Below are 2,857 nucleotides of genomic sequence, written 5' to 3' on the forward strand. Positions count from 1 at the left end.
CGCCTCAACGCTTCTTGCGGGGTCAACAGCGGATGCTCACCTCGTAGGAGAGCCAAGCCTGCCACCATCGGGTGGGCATGTTCACCGGTTTCTCGCCAAGAGCCGCGACTTTCACCCCGTTGGAGATGCGCGAGCCGATCGGCCAACCAAACGTCCGGCGCTTCGCTGTCCGCCAGCGAGACGATCTCGGCCGTGGCCACCGTGTCAGAGGCGTCGTTGAGCCGGCGCAAGCAGGCCAGCGCCAATGTTGCTTCGGGCGTGGACAACAAACCAGGTTGTGCCATTGCGGCCGCCACACCTGCTTGCCGCAATGTGGCGGCGACCTGGGTAACAGCAGTGTTGGATCGACACAGGATGGCGATATCGCGCGCAAGCAGCGGGCGGAGTTCCTCTGAACCTTTGGCTGGTACTTGCCGGCCGCTGGCAAGCAGTTGCCGCACCCCGTCGGCCAGCGCATGGCTGATTTCTTCGACGTTCTTGCCCCCCAACCACCAGCGGCTCAGGGCTGGATTCCCCGTGAATTCAGGCCGCTGAGGTACCAATGCGACCTCCTCTGGAGGCAGCGTGTCCGCAAAAGTGTGGACAAACACCTCGTTGACCAGATGCACCAAGGCAGGTTGCGAGCGCCAGGACCCATCCAGGATGCGCTTGTTGCCGCCCATGCCAGGTAGCGCGCCGAGGATGGCTTGCATCAACTCGGTGTCGCTGCCGCGGAAGCCGTAAATGGCCTGTTTGATGTCGCCCACCCAATAGGTGTGTTTGGCCAAGCGCGAGAGTTTGAGGAAGAGCGCCAGTTGGATGGGGCTCGTGTCCTGGAATTCATCCACCAGGAGCAAGTCAAGTTCTTCGCGCAATACCTCGGCGACTTCCGGCTCGTCCAGCAGTTTGAGCAGCAAGTGTTCCTGGTCGGTGAAATCCACCACGCCCATGGCCAGCTTGCGCGCACGGTAGTGCGCCAACGCAGCCGCGCTGACGCTGAACATACGCTCCAGATAGCTTCGAATATCGGCGTGTAACTGGGGATGCCCATCACATGCTTGAGCCAGCATCTGTATGGGCTCGCTCAAGCTCAGCAAGCCTTTCTCAGGCGTCTCTTTGGAAAGCGCCATCCATTGCGACCAAGGTGGGATGCCCTGGCGCAACTCGCGTTCAAACCGCTCCAGCGTTGCCAAATAAGCTTGGGTCTTCTTGACTGTGGATGTGGCGGCAGCGGCCTGCAATGATGGCAGTGCACGCCGAATCTCCGTCAGCAGGTCCTGCGTCAGTGTTTCGCGCAATGGTGCCGGGAAGTGCGCCAGAAGATCGTCCGCATTCTGATGTGCAAAGGTGATCAGTTGTGTGGGATCGATGTCATTGCCCCGTGCCTGCGCCACCAATGCTGCGATGTCTGCTGTCCAGTCCTCCATGCCCAGGCGCTGGGCCAGACCAGACAGCGCCACCACCTCTTCACCGCTCATCGCTGCCTCTATCGCTTCGCGAATGAGCTGCGAGGTCTGCGCCTCATCCAGCACTTGCTGCCGTGTTGCCATACCGGCCTCAAACGCAAAACGCTCCAGCAGGCCGCCGCACACGCTGTTGACGGTACCGATGCGGGCCTGCCCCATGGCGTTGGCCAGACCCATTCGGCCCGACTCAAACAGATGCTGACGCACACGCTCGCGCAATTCGGTGGCGGCCTTCTTGGTGAATGTCGTGGCAATCACGCCTCCGGGGCGAACCTCGCCACTGCCCAGCAGTTCACCCAACGTCTGCATCAGGGTGTGGGTTTTGCCGCTGCCGGCGCCGGCGCTGATGAATGTGAGGCTCATTGCTCGTCTCCCCAGCCGGCGAGTTTCAGGTAGTCGTTGTAGCGGGTGTTCAGAACTTCCGGCACCAGTCCTTCCTCGGGTGGCTCGGTGTCACCTTCCTCATCCAGCACCACTTCAATGAGGCCCTGGTCGATTTGGCCACGCCGCCAAGCCCAGGTAACGAGGAACCGCTGCCACAGGTGTGCGGCACCTTCTTCGGCCACCTCATCCTTTTTGCGCACCAGCCGGGCTTCGGGGAAGTAGTCACGGTCGGTGACCAGCAATTCGCCAGTGCTGAATGAGAAATAGGCCAGCCTGGGCCATTGCCCAGTCCACTGGCGAACGATCTCACCATAGATGGCCAACTGCAAATGGCGGTTGTTCGCCAGCTTGTCTGCGTAGGCCTTGCCACCCCACTTCATGTCGATGATGGCTTGCTCGCCGTTTTCTCGGACCACCAGCAAGTCGCCATAGCCACTGATGTTGCCTCCTACAAACTGGCCTTCCAGCCGTTCTTCGGAGCGTACCGACACCACCTTGGCCGCCCGCCACTGGCTGCGCAATTGGTGCATGGCTTTTCTCAGCTTGCGCTGGAACGAGGCAAGTTCCTCTTGCCGACCGGGCATTTGCAGCACGGCGCCTTCCTGCGAGATCAGGGTTTCAAAGGCTTCATCAAACCAGGCGTCAAAAGCGCTGTCCGCCTGTGTAAGAGCGAAGGGCTCTGCCACGTAGCGCTCGACCAGGTGGTGTGACAGGTTCCCGTAAAGCAGGACGCCCTCGCTGACATCCAGAATGCTGCTGGTGTTCAATGCAGCGGGGTATTTCAGTACCCACTGGAAGGGATTGAACAGGAACGACTCCAGACTGGAGAATGACTCCGACTTGCGCCTCGGGATGTCCGCCTCAGGGGGCAGTTGCCACCACCGCTGCCTAGGAGGGAGCGGTCTGTACGCCACAGGGGCCAGCCGCTGATCGGTCAGACTGTCTTCCATCGCTTGGATGGCAGGGCCGTGCCCTTTCTCAAAAAGTGACTCAAGCAGCAGCCACAACGGGTGCGTTTCCTCACCAGG

General features: G+C 60.8%; 2 protein-coding genes. Both read right to left on the minus strand.

Annotation, left to right across the window (positions count from 1 at the left end; translation table 11 throughout):
* Positions 1–1,745: UvrD-helicase domain-containing protein (locus ACFQPB_RS23725; protein WP_382228860.1), on the minus strand; the 1,745-nt coding region annotated here is incomplete at its 3' end.
* Positions 1,746–1,804: 59 nt separating this feature from the next.
* The coding region (locus ACFQPB_RS23730; RefSeq protein WP_382228863.1) for a PD-(D/E)XK nuclease family protein at positions 1,805–2,857 on the minus strand (1,053 nt) is incomplete at its 5' end.

The sequence above is a fragment of the Hydrogenophaga atypica genome, assembly GCF_042665215.1.
Taxonomy (GTDB): Bacteria; Pseudomonadota; Gammaproteobacteria; order Burkholderiales; family Burkholderiaceae_C; genus Hydrogenophaga; species Hydrogenophaga defluvii_A.